Genomic DNA, 16193 nt, shown 5'->3' on the forward strand with positions numbered 1-16193 from the left:
TCACGCGCGGGCGCTCGCGCGCGCTCGATGCCGCCGCACGGCGTCGCGGTTGGCGCACCGCACCGAGCAGTAGCGCTGCCGACCGCCGCGGGTGACGTCGACCACGACGTTCGTGCACGGATCGCCGGGTGCGAGCCCCGCCGCGCAGCGCGAGAGCCGACGCATGCCCCGGGTGGTGACGTGCAGCGCGGTGCCGACGGCGATGACCGCGCGCAGCACGTGCGGCAGCGACTGCTGCGCGTCGCGGTAGTGCAGGTGCCATCCCTCACCGTCGTGGTCGGTGAGGCGGGGGTAGGCGGCGACCGCGGCCATCTCGGCGTTCAGCAGCCGCGCGCGCTCCGACTCGGTCGGTGCGTCGACCACGCGCAGCCAGTCGTCGATCACGATGCGCGTGCGCGCGTGGTCGGCGGCGTCGGCGGGCGTGAAGTCCATCGTCATGCCCGCCTCGCGCGTGCGCGCGACGATCGCGGCGCGGTCCGCCGGCCAGTCGTTGGCGAGGGATGCCGCGAGCAGCACCGCGTACTCACCGTAAGGGTTGAGATGCAAAACGACATTACATCACGCTCGGATGCATGGACCACGACACGCTCGCCGAGCACCCGCCCGCAACCCTCGCCCGACCCCACGAGCACGGCTGGACCACCGAGTCGCGCCACCGCACCAGCGAGGGCGTCGTGCGCTACGCGCGCTGCCTCGTCTGCGGGGCGCGACGCGTCGACCTCGATCCCGTCGCCAGCGTGCCGCCGACCGCGGCGAGCATCGTCGTCGGCGCCTGAGCCTCCCCGACCGCCCGTCGCGATCGTGCTCGTGGGAGCATGGAGGACGTCCGCGCGCCAGTCGGCGCACCAGGCACGACCCTCGAAGGACGTCATGACGCTTCCCCCGCAGCCCGTCTCCCCGCTCGACGGCCGCTACGCCGCGCAGGTCGGCGCGATCGGCGAGCACCTCTCGGAGGCGGCGCTCAACCGGGCGCGCGTGCACGTCGAGGTCGAGTGGCTGCTCTTCTGCGCCGAGCGCGGCCTCTTCTCGACGCCCGCGGTCTCGGCCGACGACGCCGCGTCCCTGCGTGCGTGGGCTGCGCGCTTCGGCCAGGCGGAGATCGACTGGCTCGCGGCCAAGGAGGCCGTGACCCGCCACGACGTGAAGGCCGTCGAGTACCTCGTGCGCGACCGCCTCGCAGCCCAGGGCCTCGGCGCGCTCGCCGAGGCGACGCACATCGCCTGCACGAGCGAGGACGTCAACAACCTCTCCTACGCCCTCACCATCCAGGCCGCGGTGCACGAGGTGTGGATGCCGGCGCTGCGCGAGGTGATCGGACGCCTGTCCGGCCTCGCGGTCGAGCACCGCGACCTGCCCATGCTCGCCCACACCCACGGCCAGCCCGCGACGCCGACGACGCTCGGCAAGGAGATGGCGGTCTTCGCGTGGCGTCTCGAGCGCGTCGCCGGCCAGATCGAGGACGTGGAGGTGCTCGGCAAGTTCGCGGGCGCCACCGGCACGTTCTCGGCGCACGTCGTCGCCGACCCGCAGGCCGACTGGCCGAACCTCGCCAAGGAGTTCGTCGCCGGCCTCGGCCTCACGTGGAACCCGCTCACGACGCAGATCGAGAGCCACGACTGGCAGGCCGAGCTGTTCTCGCGCATCAGCCACGCGGGCCGCATCCTCCACAACCTCGCCACCGACGTGTGGACGTACATCATGATGGGCTACTTCACGCAGATCCCCGTCGAGGGTGCGACGGGCTCGTCGACGATGCCGCACAAGATCAACCCCATCCGGTTCGAGAACGCGGAGTCGAACCTCGAGATCGCGAGCGCCCTGCTCGAGTCGCTCGCAGCGACGCTCGTGACGAGCCGCCTGCAGCGCGACCTCACCGACTCGTCGACGCAGCGCAACGTCGGCGTCGCCCTCGGCCACTCGCTGCTCGCCCTCGACAACCTGCGCAAGGGACTCGGCGAGATCGCGGTGTCGGAGGCTGCGCTCGCCGCCGACCTCGACGGCAACTGGGAGGTGCTCGCCGAGGCGATCCAGACGGTCATCCGCGCCGAGGTGCTCGCAGGCACGTCGTCGATCGAGGATCCGTACGCGCAGCTGAAGGGCCTCACGCGCGGCCACCGCGTGGGCCGCGAGGAGCTCGCGGCCTTCGTCGACGGCCTCGACGTCTCGGATGCGGCGAAGGAGCGGCTGAAGGCGCTGACACCGAACACGTACGTCGGGCTCGCGCCGGAGCTCACCGACCTGGCCCCGTGACCGGGCGGCGCGAGCGCGCCGAGCGCATCCGCATCGTCGGCGCGCGGTGCGTGCTGCGCGACTGGGCGCTCGCCGACGCGGAGCCGCTGCGCTCGCTGCTCGATCCGCGTGCATCGTGGCACGACACGAACGGGCCGTACCTCGGCCGGCCGACCGCCGACGACATGGAACGGGTCCGCCAGGCCTTCCTCGCCCTCGCCGCGATGCCCGCGTCGGACGTGCCGATGCCGCGCCCGTCGCTCGCGATCGCCGATCCCGCGACCGACGCGGTGCTCGGCAGCGTCTCCTGGTACTGGGAGAGTCGCGAGACCGACTGGCGGCGCATCGGCATCGTGCTCTACGACGACGCGGCACGCGGACGCGGCGTCGGTCGCGAGGCGCTGTCGCTGTGGACCGACCACCTCTTCGCCGTCACCGACGCGCTGCGCCTCGACCTCGCCACCTACTCCGGCAACGTCGGCATGCAGCGGGCCGCGGAGGCGGCGGGCTTCACGCTCGAGGGGCGGATGCGGCGCGCCAGGCGCTGGTCGGGCGGCGTGCACGACGCCCTCGTCTACGGGGTGCTGCGCGAGGAGCGTCGAGCGGGCCGATCGGCGTCTCGCGCCGATGCCGAGCGCTGCCGTCGACGATGACGGCGCCGGATCCCACCTGATGCTCAGCGGATAGGGCAGTTCTCCCCATGTCCATGTCGAGCGACTCTCGCTAGCGTCGAGCGCGGAAAGGGGACACCGTGGCGATCAATCTCCCGCACGAGCTTGCGTGGGTGCTGCAGATGCTCGACTTCGACTGGCCCGAGATCGACGAGGACGAGGTCCAGCGCGGCGCGGCGATGCTGCGGCAGTACGGCGAGGACCTCTCCGCGAGCATCGCGGCGATGGATGCGATCGTGCAGGACCAGCTCGTCCCCGCGTACCGCACCAGCGCCGGCGGAGCGGTCGGCTCGGCATGGAGCGACCAGCGGTCGGAGAACCTCCAGCAGTTCGTCGGCCTCATCGACCCGGCGGCCCAGGGCATGGATCTCTTCTCGGATGCCGTCATCGCCTTGAAGCTCAAGGTAATCGCGGAGCTCGTCCTGACGGCAGCGCAGGTCGCCGCGGCGATCGCCGCGGCTGCGTTCACCTTCGGCGCGAGCCTCGCTGCGCAGACCGCCATCCTGCTCGCGCGGAAGGCGGCGCTCAAGTTCGCGACGAACGTCGCCCTCGAGCAGCTCATCATCAAGGTCGTCGAGCTCATCGACGAGCCGCTCATGAACCTCGGGATGCAGCTCGTGGATCGCATGCTCGAGGCTCCCGTCGTCGCCAACGCGGTGGCGGAGAAGGAGTCGTACGAGGCCGACCTCCTCGTCCTCGAGCAGGCGTCGGCCGACCTCTCGGACGCGCAGGCGAGTCAGCAGACCATCACCGAGGACTTCGTGGCGCAGTTCTCGACGCTTCAGATCTCGACGGCGGGGTAGGGACCATGGGACAGATCTTCCGACCGGTGGCGGACATCGTGACGACCACGATCCCGAGGGTGATGCGCGCTGGGGGCGACGCCGTCGGGGACCTCTCGAAGAAGTTCGGCACCAAGGTCGACCTCGACGTCGCCGCGATTCGTGGCATCGACAAGTTCGACAAGTACACGATGACGCCGACTCGTCGGCGACGAGAGGACGCTCGGGGCGACGATGCCGTCACGCAGGATGCGCTCGACGCCGAGTTCGATCGCCAGCTGGACGAGCAGCTCGCTGCTCTGGGCCGGATCGACCTTGCGACGTGGCGCGCGGCGATGGACGGGAACCGCACCCGCCCGCCCGGCTCGATCGCAGAGCAGCGCCGAATCCTCGATCAGGCCAACGAGAGCGCGGAGATCCGCGCCGACCTCATCGAGCGCGGACTCGACCCGGACTTCGTCGCGGCGACGCACCGCCTCGACGGCATCGCCGGCGGCGACTGGCTGGACATCTCGGGGGTGGGCGATCGCAGCATCAACTCCTCGCTGGGGAGCCAGTGGAGGGCTCGGATCCCCCAGCTCACGGCTGCAGTCGACGCATTCGCGGACCTGCATCCCGACGTGGACCTGGGGTCGGTCAACATGGACATCTTCATCCCCTTCCTTCGATAGGCTCCCCGCGTGATCGAGATCAAGGACTTCGTCCAGCACGCGCCCGTGGCGCAGGCCACCATCGATCGCTATCGGGGCCGCGTGCCCGACGACCTCATCGACATCTGGCAGCGGTACGGCTACGGCAGCTTCGGCGATGGCTTCTTCCGCGTCATCGACCCCGACCTCTACCTCGAGCGTCTGGGCGACGGTCTCGGCCGCGTCGGCGACGACGGGGAGCCGGCGACGTCCATCCCCATCTACGCGACCGGTCTCGCCGACCTGATCTGCTGGGAGCCGGAACCCGACAGCGTGACGGCCCTGCTGTTCCGCGATCAGCGACTCACCGGCCTCGGTCGGCAGATCAAGACGATGTTCACGATCCTGAACTACGACGGCATCGAGAAGTACGGCACGGACGCGCTCGACTGGGGCATGTACCAGAAGGCGGTGGAGGCCCACGGGACGCTGTCGTACGACCAGTCGTTCACCTACGTGCCGCTCCTGTCGCTGGGCGGCGAGCAGTCGGTCGAGCACATGCGCAAGCGCGAGACGATCCCGGCCATCCAGGTCTACCTCGAGTTCCAGGGCCCCATCGAGCATTGACCCGCCGGGTGCGCGAGGTCGACGCCGGTCGTCGCGCAGGGACGCTCTGGGAGCACTGCGGCTACGGGTCCTTCGGGCAGGGCTCCTCCCGCCTGATCGATCCAGAGCCGTACGAGCGCCACCTCCCTCTCTGCTGCGACGAGTCGTCCACCTCCGTGCCGCTCCCGTCCCTCGGCGGGAAGAAGGACGTCGAGCACATGCGCACGCGCGAGACGATCCCCGCCATCGAGGGCTCCGTCGGGCTCCAGGGCGTCCTCGAGCACCGAGCCCTGGTCCGGAGCGCGAGCCGGGCCGCTCAGCGCATGCGGTCGATCGTGATCGTGGACGACGCCCACCACGGGGGCGAGATCGGCACGCCCGCGTCCCACGTCTGCGCGACGCCGACGATCCAGGCGTGCAGGCCGGCGATCGCGAGCAGGGGCACGACGATCGCAGCGACCTCGCACGCCGGCGCGAGCCATGCCAGGCGATCGCGTGCATCCCTCGTCGCCCACGCGACCACGAGCAGTCCTGCGATCACGAGCACGACGAGGGGGGACGGGAGGAGGGTCACCGCGAACGTCAGGGGTGCCTCGCTCGTCGGCTCGCCCTGCGCGTCGATCCATGAGCCGTCGCCCGTGACGCCGCCGGCACCGCCACCCACCGATCCGCGCGCGACCATCCAGTAGAGGCCCGCCGCGACGATGCCCGTGGTGACGAGTCGTCGTGTCGGCAGGCGGGGGCGCGTCGGCGCGGTCTGCTCGGTCTCGACGGTCATCGCGCGCACTCCCCGCTCATCATCCCGATCACGCTGCCATGTGCGACATCGGGGCACAACCCTCGCTCGAGAGCGCGGGACGCGATCAGCGCGGGAGGGCGACCGAGAGCCGAGTGCCAGGCACGGGCTCGACCGCGTACGACGCGAGCGCCTCGTCGCGGAGCCGACGCTGCACGAGCACGCCGGGGTCGGTGGATGCCGCGACGCGACCCTCGCTCGTCACGACGAGGGCGCCGGCGGCTGCCTGCCGCAGCGCGTCGCCGATCGCTCGCTCGAACGTCGGGATCGTCACGTCTGCGCCGACCACGCCTGCGAAGGCGCCGTCGACGACGAGCGGCGCGGTGAACGTGAGCGTCGCCTGATCCGTGCACAGCAGGTCGACGTACGGGCCGGTCATGTGCGCCTCGCCCGTGTCAGCGGGCACGCAGTACCACTCGATGTCCTCGTACGAGCGCACGTAGCCCGCATCCGTCGCCCCTGCGTCGAGCCGGCGCACGTCGCGCGAGGCCCCGAGCGCCTGCCACCACGCCATGAGCGGCTGCCCGAGCCGCGCCGGCGCGACGACGTAGCCGCCGCCGAACACCACGGGACGCGCGGCGAGCTCCGCCGCCATGACCCGCTCCACCACGGCGAGTGCCGCCGCCGCGTCGAGGGCGACGGCGGGATCGGCGAGCGCACCGCGCAGTCGCGCGATCACGGCCTCGGCCTCGTCCACCACCACCCGCACGGCATCGATCGCGGTCATGCGAGCCTCCGCTTCGCCTCGAGGAGCCACCGCACGGTGCGGTCGCACGCCGCCTCGACCTGCGCGCGAGCGCCGCCCGCGTCGCCGTCGCGGATCGCGCCGACGAGCAGCTCCGCGCCCGCGCGTGCCGCCGCGCGCTCGTCCGCGTCGTGCAGCGACGCCCAGAGCAGCGGACCGTCGGCGTGCTGGAAGCGCACCTGCTCGCGCACGAGGCGCACCGAGCGGCTGAGCGCGACGACCTGCAGATGCAGGCCGCCGATGCCGCGGCGTGCGGCGAGCTCGTCGTCGAAGTCGATGCCGACGAGGTCGCGCGCGAGCGCAGCGGCCTCGAACGCCGACGCCTCCTCGGCGGCGAGCGCGGCGCCCGTGCCCGCGATGGCGACGGCGTGGACGCCGAGGTCGGCGAGCTCCGCGCTCGAGAGCGCGACGATGCGGTCCTCCATGGCTGCGACGCGATCGGCGTCGTCGAGCGTGACGAAGGAGCCGCCGCGCCGCCCGCGCTGCGTCGTCACGAGCCGGCGCTCGCGCAGGTCCGCGAGCGCCTCGCGCACGGTCGCGGGGGCGACGCCGAAGCGCTCGGCGAGCCGCGACTCCGCGGGGAGCCGCTCGCCTGGATGGAGCATGCCGAGCACGATCGCCTCCTCGAGGCGTGCCGTGACGGCCTCGGTGCGACCGAGCTCGTCGATCGGGGCGAAGACGGCGGAGCGCGCGAGCGTCGCCGGCTGCTCCATCCACGTCCCCCGTCTCGGATTCGTGACGCAACCGTAACACTGCCGACTTCCAAACCTCTGGAATCAGAGGTTTTATGGTGCCCACTGCACAGCATCCGCACAGCCAAGGGAGCACGCGTGACCGAAGCGCATCTGCCGGCCATCCGCCTGCGCGGCCTGCGCCGCGAGTTCGGCCCCGTCACGGCGGTCGACGGCGTGGATCTCGACATCGCCGAGGGAGAGTTCTTCTCCATGCTCGGCCCCTCCGGCTCCGGCAAGACCACGGTGCTGCGCCTCATCGCAGGCTTCGAGACCCCGACCGCGGGCGCCGTGGAGCTCTTCGGCAAGGACGTCTCGGGCGACGCCCCGTACGACCGGCCCGTCAACACCGTCTTCCAGGACTACGCGCTCTTCCCGCACATGAGCGTGCTCGAGAACGTCGCCTACGGTCTGCGCGTGCGCGGCGTCGGCCGCGCCGAGCGCACCCGCAGGGCGACGGAGGCGCTCGACCGGATGCGGCTGGCGGACTACGGCGCCCGCCGTCCGAGCCAGCTCTCCGGCGGCCAGCGGCAGCGCGTCGCCCTCGCACGCGCGATCGTCGTCGAGCCCCGCGCGCTGCTGCTCGACGAGCCGCTCGGCGCGCTCGACCGGGGGCTGCGCGAGCAGATGCAGGTCGAGCTGAAGCAGCTGCAGCGCGACCTCGGCATCACGTTCGTCTTCGTCACGCACGACCAGGACGAGGCGCTCACGCTCTCCGACCGCATCGCCGTGTTCGACGCCGGCCGCATCCAGCAGGTCGGCCCGGCCGCCGAGGTCTACGAGCGGCCCGCGACGCCCTTCGTCGCGACGTTCGTCGGCACCTCCAACCTGTTCGACGACGCGCAGTCGCGCGCGCTGCTGGGCCACGGCGGCATCCACGCCATCCGCCCCGAGAAGCTGCAGATCCATCGCGGCGAGACCGGCGACGGGCTGCCCGGCACCGTGGCCGAGGTCATCTACGCCGGGGCGAGCGTGCGCTGCGTCGTCGACACGGATGCCGGCATGCGCCTGACCGTGCTCGAGCAGTCGTCGTCGGGTCACGCGAGCGTCGCGCGCGGCGATCGCGTGCGCATCGCATGGGCGCACGACGACGTGCGCGACCTCGTCGAGCCCGAGACCGCCGAGCGGCGCGCCGCCGACGATGCGACCACCGACCCCGAGACCCCCACCCCGGCGACGGCATCCGCCTGAGCCACGCACCACAGCAAGGAGTCATCATGCAGGCACGCACCATGCACCGACGCCGCACCGCGGCGATCGGCGCCGGCCTCGGCATCGCCGCGCTCGCGCTCAGCGCGTGCGGCACGTCGGGCGGCGGCGGTCAGGCGACCGGCCCCGCCGACGAGCTCGGCGACACCGAGGGCGGCTCGGTGTCGATCCTCGCCTGGCCCGGCTACGTCGAGGACGGCACCAACGACCCCGAGGTCGATTGGGTGACGCCGTTCGAGGAGGCCACGGGCTGCTCGGTCACGTCGCAGACCTACGGCACGAGCGACGAGGCCTTCAACCTCATGGGCGACGGCGGCTTCGACGTCGTCGCCGCGTCGGGCGACCTCACGCTGCGACTCATCGCCTCCGACGCGGTGCAGCAGCTGAACACGGACCTGCTCGACTCGTACGACGCGATCTTCCCGTTCCTCAAGGAGCAGGAGTGGAACTCGGTCGACGGCGACGTCTACGGCATCCCGCACGGCTACGGCGCCAACCTGCTCGCCTACAGCACCGACGTCTTCCCCGAGGCGCCCACGTCGTGGTCGGTCGTGTTCGAGGACGCGGCTGCGAACTCCGGGCGCATCACGGCCTACGACTCCCCCATCTACATCGCCGACGCCGCGATGTACCTCATGGCGCACGAGCCGGACCTCGGCATCGAGAACCCGTACTCGCTCGACGAGGAGCAGCTCGCTGCCGCCGTCGACCTGCTCACCGAGCAGCGCTCGCACATCGGCGAGTACTGGAGCGACTACCTGCTCGAGCTGCAGGGTCTCGAGGCCGGATCGATCGTGGCCGGCACGACGTGGCAGGTGATCATCAACTCGCTCGCCGAGGGCACGCCCGTCGCGGCGACGCTGCCCGAGGAGGGCGCGACCGGCTGGTCGGACTCGTGGATGATCTCGTCCGGCACCGAGCAGACGGCGTGCGCGTACGCATGGCTCGACTGGATCGCGAGCCCCGAGGGCAACGCGATGGCGACGGAGTACTTCGGCGAGGCGCCGAACAACCCCGAGGCGTGCGAGTTCGCGAGCGAGGGCCACTGCGAGGCGTACCACGCGGGCGACGAGGAGTACGCGTCGCAGATCTGGTACTGGACGACGCCGATCGCCGAGTGCCTCGACGGTCGCACCGACGTCGAGTGCACCGACTACGCCGACTGGACCGAGGCGTGGCAGCAGATCCAGGGCTGACGCCCCTGTCCACGCACCCGATCGCATGACCGCATCCACCACGGTGCTCGCCGCACCCCCCGAGACGGGGGTGCGGCGAGCCTCCCGCGCGCTCGACCGGCATCCGCGCGTCGGGCTCGCCGCCCTGCTCGGCCTCCCGCTCGGCTGGCTCGTCGTCGTCTACGTCGTGAGCCTCGGCTTCCTGCTGATCACGGCCCTCTGGCAGACCGACTCGTTCACGAACGAGGTCCGCACGGAGTGGACGCTCGACAACCTCGCTCGCATCGTCACGCAGGACCTCTACCGCGCCGTCACGGTGCGCACCCTCGGCGCCGCGCTGCTCGTGACGCTCATCGACGTCGCGATCGCGCTGCCCGTCGGCTACGCCATGGCGAAGGTGTTCGGGCCGCGAGCCCGCGCCACGCTCGTCATCGCGTTCCTCATGCCGCTGTGGGCGTCGTACCTCGTGAAGGCGTACGCGTGGCGGTCGATCTTCATCGAGGGCGGCCTGCTGTCGTCGCTCGGCATCACGCCCGGCTTCGGCGAGGTCGCCACGATCGTGACCCTCGCGTACATCTGGCTGCCGTACGTCGTCATGCCGATCTACGCGGGCTTCGAGCGGGTGCCCGACTCGCTCGTCGAGGCCTCGAGCGACCTGGGCGCTCGCAACCTGCGCACGTTCGCGGCCGTCGTGCTGCCACTCATGTACCCGGCGATCATCGCGGGCGCGATCTTCTCGTTCTCGCTCACGCTCGGCGACTACATCGCCGTGCGCATCGTCGGCGGCTCGACGCAGTTCCTCGGCACGCTCATCTACGACAACGTCGGCGTCGCCGGCAACGTGCCCATGGCGGCCGCCGTCGCGCTCGTGCCGATCGCCGTCATCCTGCTCTTCCTGCTCGCCGTGCGCCGCACGGGCGCGCTGCGAAACCTCTAGGAGCCCATCCATGCGCATCTCGAAGCCCGTGCGCAGGGCGTTCGTCGCGATCGTCGCGCTCGCGCTCGCATTCGTCTACGTGCCGCTGCTCGTCGTGCTCGTCAACGCGTTCTCGACGAGCCAGGCGCTCGCGTGGCCGCCGCGCTCGCTCACGCTGGAGTGGTGGGGTCGCGCCGCGCAGAACGCCGGCGCGTGGCAGGCGGTCGGCACATCCGTGGTCGTCGCCCTGTGCGCCACCGCGATCGCGCTCGTGCTCGGCACGCTGTGCGCCCTCGCGCTCGACCGGTTCGCGTTCTTCGGCAAGGAGGCGGTGAACCTCCTCATCGTGCTGCCGATCGCGCTGCCCGGCATCGTGACGGGCATCGTGCTCAACAACCTGTTCCGCACGGGCCTCGGGCTGACGCTCGGGCTCGGCACCCTCATCGTCAGCCATGCCACGTTCTGCATCGTCACGATCTACAACAACGCGTTCGCGAGGCTGCGGCGCCTGAACGGCAACCTCGTCGACGCCTCCGCCGACCTCGGCGCCGACCGCTTCACGACGTTCCGTCTCGTCACGCTGCCGCAGCTGCGCTCAGCGCTCTTCGCCGGAGCGCTGCTCGCGTTCGGGCTGTCGTTCGACGAGATCATCGTCACGCAGTTCACGGCGGGACCGGGCGTGACGACGCTGCCGATCTGGATCTTCCAGAACATGTTCCGGCCGGGCCAGGCGCCGATCGTGAACGTGGTCGCCGTCGTGCTCGTGATCGTCTCGATCGTGCCCATCGCGCTCGCGCAGCGGCTGGAGGCGCGGGCCGAGCAGCGCTGAGGCAGGCGGCTCCGCCGCGGTCACCGACGAGCGAGCATGCCGTCGAGCCAGCGCTCCAGGCGCGCGTACGCATCCGTGCGCGCCGCGCGGCGCGACAGGAAGACGTCGTGCAGCGCGCCGTCGATGCGCTCGATCGTCACCGACCGGCCGAGGTGCAGCGCAGCCCGCGCCACGGGGTCCACGGCGATCACCGTGTCGGCACCCGTGAGCGCCTCCGACCATCGCGTGGGCAGGATGGAGCGCGTCGACAGCAGCACGAGCACCGGCACCTCGATCGCGAGCCCCGCGGCGACCTGCGCGTGGCCGGCGAGCACGGCGCGGATCCATCCGGCGTGCGCCGTCATCGCGATCTCCGGCCGCCAGGCGTGGTCGACGACGTACGGATCCTCGTCGTCGAACACCTCCCGCTGCGCGCGTGCGTAGAAGCCGAGGTCGATCTGCGGCGCTGGCGCCAGCGGCGAGAGGCGACCGCGCAGCTCGGCCACCGGCGTGATGGCCGCGCGCGACCGCGCCCCGAACTGCAGCTCGAGCCAGGGAGCGTTGAGGATGACGGCGCTCGCGACGCCCGGATGCCGATGCGCCCACAACGTGAGCGTGAGTCCACCGGTCGAGTGCCCGAGCAGCACGAGACGCCGCCCGCGCCCGGCGCCGTCCTCGCGCATGACGGCGAGCGCGGCGGCGATGTCCTCGTCGTACGTGCCCAGGTCGGCGACGAAGCCGAGGGTCTGGCCGGGCCGGATGCTGCGGCCGTACTTGCGCAGGTCGAGGGCGAAGAAGCGGGCGCCGCGGTCGGTGAACGAGCGTGCGAGGCGCGTCTGGAAGAAGTAGTCGGACCAGCCGTGCACGTAGAGCACGTCGACGTCCTCGAGCGCACGCTCAGGATGCCAGAGGCGACGCCGGCTGGGCAGCGCCCGCACGAGCGTCGCGACGACCTCTCCCTCGTCGTCGGGCCTCAGCGGGAGGGTGCGCTGGTGGAACCCGTCGCCCAGCACGTCCTCGCGCCAGGCGTCGTCCATGCGATCACGATATCCACGACGACTGGGCGTCCCCGCAGCCGCGCGCGGTGGGCGGGTTCCGGGGGTCAGTCGCCGAGGGCGACGGGGCGGCCCGAGTCGGGGCGCCCCCACTCGGACCACGAGCCGTCGTAGACGCGCACGTCGTCGCGGCCCGCGAGCGTCGCCGCGAGCGCGACGACGCAGGCGGTGACGCCCGAGCCGCACGTCGTGATGATGGGCGCGTCGCCTGCTGCCTCGTCGATGCGGTCGGCGAGACAGCCGACCTCCTGCAGTCGGCCGTCGCACTCGAGCGCCGCGAACGGCAGCGAGACGGAGCCGGGGATGTGACCGCCGCGCAGCCCGTCGCGCGGCTCGGGAGCGATGCCCGCGAAGCGCTCGAACGACCGCGCATCGAGCACGACCGCCTCGTCGGAGGCGATGGCGCGCGCCACGACGTCGGCGTCGACGAAGGCATCCTCGCGCCAGCGCACCGACACGTCGCCCGCGCGCTCGGCGCGCTCGCGCGTGGGCTCGACGGCGCCGCCGGCATCGATCCACGCGGGCAGTCCGCCGTCGAGCACCGCAGCCTCGAGGCCGGCGGCCTCGAGCATCCACCAGGCGCGCGCGCTCGAGAAGAGGCCCTGCGCGTCGTAGGCGACGACGCGGTCGCCATCGCGGATGCCGAGGTCGCGCAGCCGCTGCTCGAAGTCGCGCGGATCGAGCATGTCGTGCACGCCGTCGGTGTCGTGCCGCGACATGACGCCGTCGAGGTCGAAGCGCAGGGCGCCCGGGATGCCGTCGCGGCCCCGGTAGGCGCCGACCGAGGCGTCGACGACGACGAGCCCGTCGTCGCCCAGGTGGTGCTGGAGCCAGGTCGTCGAGACCAGGTCGTGGAGGGTCAAGGATCCACCTCATCGGGGAAGGACGTGATGATGCTGCTCGACGTGAGACCGTAGCCGACCGTGACGATCCACGCACGTTCGACCTCGCCCGTGTCGCCCACGAGCTCGATGCGCACGTCGTAGTTCACGATGTCGTCGCGGTACTCCTCGACGCTCGTCGGCGTCTCGAGCGCCTGATCGATCGCGAACCACGCGACGTCCTCCCACGATGCGCCGACCTCGTGGGCGAGCTCGGCGAAGTCGCCGGCGTGGCCGTCGGCGATGTGCCGCCATCCGGCGCCGTCGGCGTTGCCGCACGTGAGCGTCGCCTCGCCCGCCGCGACGCCCAGCTCGGGCCAGCCGCTGCGATCGAAGACCTCGAGCGCCTCGCGGCCCGCGAGCCCGTCGCAGGCTTCGACGCCGTCGACGTCGAAGCGGTACGGGTCGAAGACCATCGCGGCCGTCTGCAGGGAGGGACCGCTCTGCGGCGGCTCGGAGCCGTCGATCGCGGGCGTGACCGCGACGACGTCCTGCGTCGTGCAGCCGGCGAGGAGCCCCGTGCCGAGCAGCGCGCAGGCGGCGAGCAGTCGCATCCGCCCGCCCGTCGTCGTCACGGCGTCAGTGCCCTCGCGGCCCGTCGCGGTCGTCGCGCTCCTCCTGCGAGGGCGGGTTCGCGACGAGCGTCAGCGTCGCGATCACGACGAGCGAGACGATGAAGGCGATGCCGCCGACGACGATGGCGTGCATGGGCTCGCGGATGACGAGCAGCACGACGAGGGCCGAGAAGACGCCGATGGCGCCGGCGAAGCCGAGGTACTCGACGGGCTTCAGACGGTCGCGACGCGACGGCTTCGACGGGCTCATGCGGATGCCTCCCTCGGCTCGGCACGGGCGGAGAAGGCGGCGATGCCGTGGAAGACGCCCACGATGATGGCGTACGCGCCGACGAGCCCGACGAGCACGACGTCGTGCGCGGGCAGCGCCGCGAAGACGACGGCGGCCACGAGCGTGAAGGCCGCGACGAAGCGCCAGTCGGCGGCGATGCGCCGCGCGCGCGGCCCGCTCGTCGCACGCGACGACCACCACGCCCAGCCCTCGGCCACGCCGGCGACGAGCGCCCACGCCGCGACGACGACCTTCAGCGCGGTCCCCGACGGCGCCGCGATCGCGAGCGCGGCCGCGGCGACGCCCGCGACGAGGCCGGCGGAGCCTGCGACGAGCGGGAATCGGCGCACGGACGCCGGGACGCAGCCGCGCAGCGCGACGAGCGCGGCACCCGTCGCCAGCGACAGCAGCGCGAACGCGGCGAGACCGACGAGCGCGTCGTGCGACTGCAGGAAGGTGACGGCGACGCCGACGACCACGGCGGGCACGGCGCGCACCGCGGGCAGCTGCCACGCCGGGCGGTCGCTCGGCACGGACGGCGCCTGGCCGCCCCGGTGCTCGATCGTGCTCACTGCATCCCAGGGTATCGCCCTCGCGGGAGCGCCCGACCGCTCGTCCGCTGCCCCCACCGCCTCAGGCCGCGCGGTCGAGCAGCCGCCGATGGACGCGGTCGTCGCCGACGAGCTCGGGATGGAAGGCCACGCCGATGCGCGCCCCCTGCTCGACGGCCACGATGCGACCCTCGTGGCGCCCGAGCACCGCCACGCCGTCGCCGACCTCCTCGACGACGGGTGCGCGGATGAACGACGCCGCCACGGGTCGCTCGCCGATCGCCGGCATCGCGACCGCCGTCTCGAACGAGTCGACCTGGCTCCCGTACGCGTTGCGACGCACGGTGACGTCCAGTCCGCCGAGCGTCTGCTGGCCGGGCGCCGCGTCGAGCACGCGGTCGGCGAGCAGGATGAGCCCGGCGCACGTGCCGAGCACCGGCATGCCGTCGGCGATGCGGCGCCGCAGCGGCTCGCGCAGGCCGAGGATGCGGCTCAGCCGATCGATGACCGACGACTCGCCACCAGGGACGACGAGCGCGTCGACGTCGTCGAGCTGCGCCGGGGTGCGCACGGTCGTCGCCGCGGCACCGAGCGCGTCGAGCACGGCGAGGTGCTCGCGCACGTCGCCCTGGAGCGCGAGCACGCCGACGCGCGTCACCAGCCGCGCTCTGCCAGTCGGTGGGGTGCGGGGAGGTCGGCGACGTTGATGCCCACCATCGCCTCGCCGAGCCCGCGCGACGCCGCGGCGATCGCCAGCGCGTCGTCGAACTGCGCCGTGGCGCGGACGATCGCGGCGGCGCGCTCGACGGGGTTGCCGGACTTGAAGATGCCCGAGCCCACGAAGACGCCGTCGGCGCCCAGCTGCATCATCATCGCCGCGTCAGCGGGGGTCGCGACGCCGCCGGCGACGAAGAGCACGACGGGCAGGCGACCCTCGCGCGCCACCTCCTGCACCAGTGGCAGCGGAGCCTGCAGCTCCTTCGCGGCGACGTACAGCTCGTCGTCCGAGAGGGATGCGAGGGCGCGGATCTCCTTGGAGATCGTGCGGATGTGCCGCGTCGCCTCCGAGACGTCGCCCGTGCCCGCCTCGCCCTTCGAGCGGATCATCGCGGCGCCCTCGGCGATGCGGCGCATGGCCTCGCCGAGGTTCGTCGCACCGCACACGAACGGCACCTCGAAGCGCCACTTGTCGATGTGGTTCGCGTAGTCGGCGGGGCTCAGCACCTCCGACTCGTCGACGTAGTCGACCTCGAGCGCCTGCAGCACCTGCGCCTCGACGAAGTGGCCGATGCGCGCCTTCGCCATGACGGGGATCGAGACCTCCGCCTTGATGGCGTCGATGAGGTCGGGGTCCGACATGCGTGCCACCCCGCCCTGCGCGCGGATGTCGGCCGGCACACGCTCGAGGGCCATGACGGCCACGGCGCCGGCGTCCTCCGCGATGCGGGCCTGCTCGGGGGTGACGACGTCCATGATGACGCCGCCCTTCAGCATCTCGGCGAGGCCGCGCTTGACGCCGTCCGTCGCGCGGGTGGGAACCTGATCGTCGCTCATGGGGTGGGA

General features: G+C 72.2%; 21 protein-coding genes. 10 read left to right on the forward strand and 11 right to left on the reverse strand.

All coding sequences use genetic code 11. The features are described 5' to 3' along the window. Window positions 1-546, reverse strand: a complete 546-nt coding sequence (locus C1N71_RS14440) for a CGNR zinc finger domain-containing protein (RefSeq protein WP_137757046.1) — start codon at window positions 544-546, stop codon at window positions 1-3. 26 nt (window positions 547-572) lie between these two features. Here C1N71_RS14440 and C1N71_RS14445 point away from each other — a divergent pair, with 26 nt between their 5' ends. The 6 genes from C1N71_RS14445 (at window position 573) to C1N71_RS14470 (ending at window position 4938) form a co-directional block, all read left to right on the forward strand. Further along, entirely contained in the window at window positions 573-776 is a 204-nt protein-coding gene (locus C1N71_RS14445; protein ID WP_137757047.1) for a hypothetical protein, read from the forward strand. 94 nt (window positions 777-870) lie between these two features. Next, window positions 871-2250 carry an adenylosuccinate lyase gene (purB, locus tag C1N71_RS14450; RefSeq protein WP_137757048.1) on the forward strand — a complete coding sequence of 460 codons (1380 nt, stop codon included), beginning with the start codon at window positions 871-873 and terminating at the stop codon, window positions 2248-2250. Continuing rightward, window positions 2247-2882 (forward strand): GNAT family N-acetyltransferase, encoded by a 636-nt coding sequence (locus tag C1N71_RS14455; RefSeq protein WP_137757049.1) that lies wholly within the window; start codon window positions 2247-2249, stop codon window positions 2880-2882. Before purB ends, C1N71_RS14455 begins: the two co-directional genes overlap by 4 nt. 98 nt (window positions 2883-2980) lie before the next feature. After that, the gene (locus tag C1N71_RS14460; RefSeq protein ID WP_137757050.1) at window positions 2981-3703 is read left to right on the forward strand and encodes a WXG100-like domain-containing protein; all 723 of its coding nucleotides are present in this window, start codon (window positions 2981-2983) and stop codon (window positions 3701-3703) included. Window positions 3704-3708: 5 nt separating this feature from the next. After that, the gene (locus C1N71_RS14465) at window positions 3709-4353 is read left to right on the forward strand and encodes a polymorphic toxin type 15 domain-containing protein (protein ID WP_137757051.1); all 645 of its coding nucleotides are present in this window, start codon (window positions 3709-3711) and stop codon (window positions 4351-4353) included. 9 nt (window positions 4354-4362) lie between these two features. Beyond that, complete coding sequence (locus tag C1N71_RS14470) at window positions 4363-4938, forward strand: GAD-like domain-containing protein (RefSeq protein ID WP_137757052.1); 576 nt, start codon at window positions 4363-4365, stop codon at window positions 4936-4938. 295 nt (window positions 4939-5233) lie between these two features. On the opposite strand, the gene C1N71_RS14475 is transcribed toward C1N71_RS14470, so the two are convergent. The 3 genes from C1N71_RS14475 to C1N71_RS14485 all read right to left on the reverse strand — a co-directional run bounded on the left by C1N71_RS14475 (window position 5234) and on the right by C1N71_RS14485 (window position 7171). Next, window positions 5234-5695 (reverse strand): hypothetical protein, encoded by a 462-nt coding sequence (locus tag C1N71_RS14475; RefSeq protein WP_137757053.1) that lies wholly within the window; start codon window positions 5693-5695, stop codon window positions 5234-5236. 85 nt (window positions 5696-5780) lie between these two features. Further along, window positions 5781-6440 carry a cache domain-containing protein gene (locus C1N71_RS14480; protein ID WP_137757054.1) on the reverse strand — a complete coding sequence of 220 codons (660 nt, stop codon included), beginning with the start codon at window positions 6438-6440 and terminating at the stop codon, window positions 5781-5783. Continuing rightward, entirely contained in the window at window positions 6437-7171 is a 735-nt protein-coding gene (locus C1N71_RS14485; RefSeq protein ID WP_137757055.1) for a GntR family transcriptional regulator, read from the reverse strand. The genes C1N71_RS14480 and C1N71_RS14485 overlap by 4 nt, the downstream gene beginning before the upstream one ends. A gap of 117 nt (window positions 7172-7288) precedes the next feature. On the opposite strand from C1N71_RS14485, the gene C1N71_RS14490 reads away from it, so the two are divergent. Genes C1N71_RS14490 through C1N71_RS14505 form a run of 4 tightly spaced genes read left to right on the forward strand, consistent with a single transcriptional unit; the run spans window position 7289 to window position 11318 of the window. Next, window positions 7289-8380, forward strand: coding sequence for an ABC transporter ATP-binding protein (locus C1N71_RS14490; RefSeq protein WP_254678028.1), 1092 nt, complete (start codon window positions 7289-7291; stop codon window positions 8378-8380). A 26-nt stretch (window positions 8381-8406) separates the two neighbouring features. Continuing rightward, a complete protein-coding gene (locus C1N71_RS14495; RefSeq protein ID WP_254678029.1) occupies window positions 8407-9594 on the forward strand; it encodes an ABC transporter substrate-binding protein in 1188 nt (395 codons plus the stop codon). 25 nt (window positions 9595-9619) lie between these two features. Further along, window positions 9620-10510: an ABC transporter permease gene (locus tag C1N71_RS14500; protein WP_137757057.1), complete on the forward strand. Its 891-nt coding sequence runs from the start codon at window positions 9620-9622 to the stop codon at window positions 10508-10510. 10 nt (window positions 10511-10520) lie between these two features. Continuing rightward, window positions 10521-11318 carry an ABC transporter permease gene (locus tag C1N71_RS14505; protein WP_137757058.1) on the forward strand — a complete coding sequence of 266 codons (798 nt, stop codon included), beginning with the start codon at window positions 10521-10523 and terminating at the stop codon, window positions 11316-11318. A 20-nt stretch (window positions 11319-11338) separates the two neighbouring features. On the opposite strand, the gene C1N71_RS14510 is transcribed toward C1N71_RS14505, so the two are convergent. The 7 genes from C1N71_RS14510 to pdxS form a co-directional block, all read right to left on the reverse strand. Further along, the gene (locus tag C1N71_RS14510) at window positions 11339-12334 is read right to left on the reverse strand and encodes an alpha/beta hydrolase (protein ID WP_137757059.1); all 996 of its coding nucleotides are present in this window, start codon (window positions 12332-12334) and stop codon (window positions 11339-11341) included. 65 nt (window positions 12335-12399) lie between these two features. Next, the gene (locus C1N71_RS14515; protein WP_137757060.1) at window positions 12400-13215 is read right to left on the reverse strand and encodes a sulfurtransferase; all 816 of its coding nucleotides are present in this window, start codon (window positions 13213-13215) and stop codon (window positions 12400-12402) included. Beyond that, the gene (locus tag C1N71_RS14520; RefSeq protein ID WP_137757061.1) at window positions 13212-13808 is read right to left on the reverse strand and encodes a hypothetical protein; all 597 of its coding nucleotides are present in this window, start codon (window positions 13806-13808) and stop codon (window positions 13212-13214) included. The genes C1N71_RS14515 and C1N71_RS14520 overlap by 4 nt, the downstream gene beginning before the upstream one ends. A 4-nt stretch (window positions 13809-13812) precedes the next feature. Continuing rightward, on the reverse strand, window positions 13813-14058 hold the full coding sequence (locus C1N71_RS14525) for a hypothetical protein (RefSeq protein ID WP_137757062.1): 246 nt from the start codon (window positions 14056-14058) through the stop codon (window positions 13813-13815). After that, window positions 14055-14651: a hypothetical protein gene (locus C1N71_RS14530; protein ID WP_137757063.1), complete on the reverse strand. Its 597-nt coding sequence runs from the start codon at window positions 14649-14651 to the stop codon at window positions 14055-14057. The genes C1N71_RS14525 and C1N71_RS14530 overlap by 4 nt, the downstream gene beginning before the upstream one ends. 61 nt (window positions 14652-14712) lie before the next feature. Beyond that, window positions 14713-15288, reverse strand: a complete 576-nt coding sequence (pdxT, locus tag C1N71_RS14535; RefSeq protein ID WP_137757064.1) for a pyridoxal 5'-phosphate synthase glutaminase subunit PdxT — start codon at window positions 15286-15288, stop codon at window positions 14713-14715. Beyond that, entirely contained in the window at window positions 15285-16184 is a 900-nt protein-coding gene (gene pdxS, locus C1N71_RS14540) for a pyridoxal 5'-phosphate synthase lyase subunit PdxS (RefSeq protein ID WP_137757065.1), read from the reverse strand. The genes pdxT and pdxS overlap by 4 nt, the downstream gene beginning before the upstream one ends. Window positions 16185-16193: the final 9 nt, after the last annotated feature.

This window comes from Agrococcus sp. SGAir0287 (genome assembly GCF_005484985.1).
In the GTDB taxonomy this organism is placed as follows: Bacteria; Actinomycetota; Actinomycetes; order Actinomycetales; family Microbacteriaceae; genus Agrococcus.